Origin of the sequence: Sphingopyxis sp. (assembly GCF_035250425.1) — a bacterium.
In the GTDB taxonomy this organism is placed as follows: domain Bacteria; phylum Pseudomonadota; class Alphaproteobacteria; order Sphingomonadales; family Sphingomonadaceae; genus Sphingopyxis.
In genome coordinates this window covers 1-2,073 of record NZ_DATFFD010000102.1, presented here as the reverse complement: position 1 = coordinate 2,073, position 2,073 = coordinate 1, and the positions used below count along the sequence as shown (strand labels likewise).

The window sequence follows — 2,073 nt, the reverse complement described above, 5'->3', positions numbered from 1 at the left end:
ATGCTGACGCTCCAGCCCGAAATCCTGCAGGCGATGGTCTATGGCGACAAGCGCCCGCACCTCGTCGGCATCCTTGTCCCCGATCCCGAATGGATGGCCGAATGGGCCGAGGCCGAAGGTTTGCCCAAGGATCTTGTGCGCCTGCGCGAACATGAGAAATTCCGCGCCGCGCTGCGCGCCGCGGTCGACCGGGTGAACGGCCAGCTGTCGGTGATCGAAAAGGTCCGCAAGTTCGATTTCGCCGACGAAGCCTTCGGAATCGAGAATGAACAGATGACGCCGTCGATGAAGATCCGGCGCCACATATTGAAGCAGGTCTACGAGGACAAGATCGCGGCGCTTTATAAGGCTTAGAACTCCCTCCCCTTTAGGGGAGGGTTGGGGTGGGGGCTGTCGAGGTCGCGCAACGCCGATGAGCCCCACCCGCTGCGACTAGGGAACAAGTTCCCAAGTCTCGCTGCCCTCCCCTAAAGGGTAGGGGGTTCGATTTGATCATAGCAGGCGGGGGTGCGACCCGAAGAGCTCGGCGCAAACCGGACCCCGCCTACGACTGAACCCAACGCTCAGCCTTTGTCCCCCGCCGGTTTGCGATAGGGGACGAATTCACCGAAAACGCACGTCGGACCGCGAATGCCGCTCGACCGGTCGACCAGATGGAAGAAATCGCCCTCGCAGGTCGACGACCCGAACTGGCGTACCACCATGATGTCGCTGTCACGCGCAAGACCCGGGCAGCTGCTCTTGAGGTCGTTACGATATACGAGATTGCCGCCCGAGCGATAGAGCAGGATATTGTCCGACACGCGGATCGTGTCGTTGCTGCGATAATTGGGCAGGCAGCGGACCGGCTCGCCCGGAACCTTGCCCGCGAGCTGCTTGTCGAGCCGTTCGGCCTGTTTGGGCGTGAGCGCCGCGGCGCCGGGCTCGCCCGAACCGGCGGGCGCGCAGCTTGCGACCAGCGGCGCGGCCGCGGTCAACAGCGCGGCGGCCATCAGGTTCAGCTTCGCCATGAATTTGCTCCTTGAGATCGGCCATTGTGGCAGGGACAGATGAATGGGCGCTGAAGCGGCATCATGCCGCGTCCTTCAGCGCGCGGATGCGCCCGAGTTCGGCCGCGCTCGACGCGCGCAGAAAGGGGTTGGTCGCGCGCTCTTCGCCGATGCTCGTCGGCACCGTCGCCTCGCCAGCGGCGCGAGCGGACTCGACCGCGGCGAGCCGCGCGGCCAGCGCGACATTGTCGGGATCGACCGTCACCGCGAAACGCGCGTTCGACAGCGTATATTCGTGCGCGCAATACACGCGCGTCGCATCGTCGAGCGTGCCGAGTTTCTGCATGTTCGCGAACATCTGTTCGGCGGTGCCTTCGAACAATCGGCCGCAGCCCATCGCAAACATCGTGTCGCCGACGAAGATCGAAGCGTCGCTCGCGAAATGATAGGCGATATGGCCCGCGGTGTGCGCAGGCACGTCCCAGACGTCGGCGACATGCTCGCCAAGTTGCACGCGGTCGCCGCCCTTCACTTGCACGTCGAGCGTCGGGATGCGCGCAAACTCCGCGGCGGGGCCGGTGACCGTGCAGCCGGTCGCTTCCTTGATCGCGGCGTTGCCGCCGGTGTGATCGGGGTGCCAATGCGTGTTCCAGATATCGGTGATCGTCCAGCCGCGCGCGGCGGCGGCTTCGAGCACGGGCTCGGCGACCGCGGGGTCGACGACCATCGTCGCTTCGCTGACGGGATCATGGACCAGCCAGACATAATTGTCGCTGAGAACGGGAATACGGACGATGTCCAGCGCAGCCATGATATCTCCTTTCCAGCGTCTCGCCCCTTCAAGACGGAGCGGGCGGCGGCGGGCCTTGATCCGCCTGTTCAGGTCGCAAGGGCGTCATAGCCCCGCTCGTTAAACTCGATCAGGCAGAATCCGTTGCCGAACGGATCGGCGAACATCGCCTGTCTGCCATAGGGCAGGTCCAATGTCTCGCCCTCCTGCACCGCGCCCGCGGCCAGTGCGCTCGCGATGGCGTCATCAAGATTGGCGACCGAAAAGTCGGGATGCACCGGCGTCCAGTGCCGG

Annotated in this window: 3 protein-coding genes and 1 pseudogene; 1 reads left to right on the top strand and 3 read right to left on the bottom strand. The window is 64.6% G+C overall.

The window, feature by feature from the left end:
* Positions 1–354: pseudogene (locus tag VJ811_RS06035) on the top strand (long-chain fatty acid--CoA ligase); the annotation flags it as partial.
* Between the two features lie 209 nt (positions 355–563).
* On the opposite strand, the gene VJ811_RS06030 reads toward VJ811_RS06035, so the two are convergent.
* The 3 genes from VJ811_RS06030 to VJ811_RS06020 form a co-directional block, all read right to left on the bottom strand.
* The gene (locus VJ811_RS06030; RefSeq protein ID WP_324071364.1) at positions 564–1,010 is read right to left on the bottom strand and encodes a hypothetical protein; all 447 of its coding nucleotides are present in this window, start codon (positions 1,008–1,010) and stop codon (positions 564–566) included.
* Between the two features lie 61 nt (positions 1,011–1,071).
* Positions 1,072–1,800 carry a hydroxyacylglutathione hydrolase gene (gloB, locus tag VJ811_RS06025; protein ID WP_324071363.1) on the bottom strand — a complete coding sequence of 243 codons (729 nt, stop codon included), beginning with the start codon at positions 1,798–1,800 and terminating at the stop codon, positions 1,072–1,074.
* A 68-nt stretch (positions 1,801–1,868) separates the two neighbouring features.
* A partial coding sequence (locus VJ811_RS06020; protein WP_324071362.1) for a VOC family protein occupies positions 1,869–2,073 on the bottom strand: 205 nt, incomplete at its 5' end.

What these genes read in the sequence shown, in the direction of transcription:
- VJ811_RS06030 (WP_324071364.1), bottom strand. Translation starts at nt 1,010, where the DNA reads ATGGCGAAGCTGAACCTGATGGCCGCCGCGCTGTTGACCGCGGCCGCG.
- gloB (WP_324071363.1), bottom strand. Translation starts at nt 1,800, where the DNA reads ATGGCTGCGCTGGACATCGTCCGTATTCCCGTTCTCAGCGACAATTAT.